1 protein-coding gene is annotated in these 927 nt (G+C 28.8%); it reads left to right on the top strand.

What is annotated here, in order from left to right:
- Positions 1-147: 147 nt before the first annotated feature.
- A complete protein-coding gene (locus RB298_RS00620) occupies positions 148-468 on the top strand; it encodes a hypothetical protein (protein WP_486045255.1) in 321 nt (106 codons plus the stop codon).
- The last annotated feature ends 459 nt before the right edge of the window (positions 469-927 follow it).

The raw sequence follows: 927 nt of genomic DNA, 5'->3' as shown, positions 1-927 counted from the left end.
TAGAGTCCTTGATACTTAAGGACTCCTTTTTTACATGTGTACCGGAAGAGACTTTATGTAAACTAGCTCTACATATGTTATACACTTTTAAAATGTCTTATATTGTATGATAAAAAAGAAAAATAAAATTATGAAAGAGGTTAAATGATGTCCGTAACGTTTTATATAGCAGATAGTAAAAAAGAAGTTAATGATGCTGAATATGGTGTCTATCTAGAAGATGAGGTACATGATTATTTATGGGAGAAAGCAAAAGGTAATCGTTATGAATTTGAATTATTACTTAATTTAGATCCATACGATCATAAGCAATTTAACGTACATGAGATAAGAAGGTTAAATCAAATATGTGAAATTATTTTAAGCGAGTATAAAGAGCCTTTTGTAATAGCATTTGTACAAGAGTTACATAATTTATGTATTAAGGCGTTAGATAAAAACAAGCTCATATTTGCACTTGGAGATTGATGTCTTTAGCTACCTATAAGTGACATTATGTTAACTACATATGTGGGCCATATACAGCTTAAAAAACAGAAAAACCTATTAAATGAGGAACTTCACCTACGGAGTGAGAAAAAAACTACTGACATATATGTCAGACGTTTTTTAGGTTAAATAGTACGTAGATAAGAGCCTTGCATTTTAGAATTTAAACACTTCATGAGTAGTCTGCTCCGGATATGCAAATTTATTCGTTATTGGCTAATTTACATTTTAATTTTATAAATAGACATATTAATTAAGTATTTAATTTATTTAGGAATCAAAGGCGGCAGTCTAATAATGATGTATGTCTTTCTGTGCTTTTTAGTTTTTAATTTAATAGCATTTTTTTCACCTAAAAGATTAGTTCCATTGAAATATATGTTACATATGTTTTTGCCTATGCTTATGGAGTAACAACAAGGGTTCTTAAGATGATAG

Origin of the sequence: Priestia sp. BR_2, from assembly GCF_041954005.1 — a bacterium.
In the GTDB taxonomy this organism is placed as follows: Bacteria; Bacillota; Bacilli; order Paenibacillales; family Paenibacillaceae; genus Paenibacillus_AQ; species Paenibacillus_AQ lautus_A.
This window is presented reverse-complemented; position numbering and strand designations above follow the sequence as displayed.

What these genes read in the sequence shown, in the direction of transcription:
- RB298_RS00620 (WP_486045255.1), top strand. Translation starts at nt 148, where the DNA reads ATGTCCGTAACGTTTTATATAGCAGATAGTAAAAAAGAAGTTAATGAT.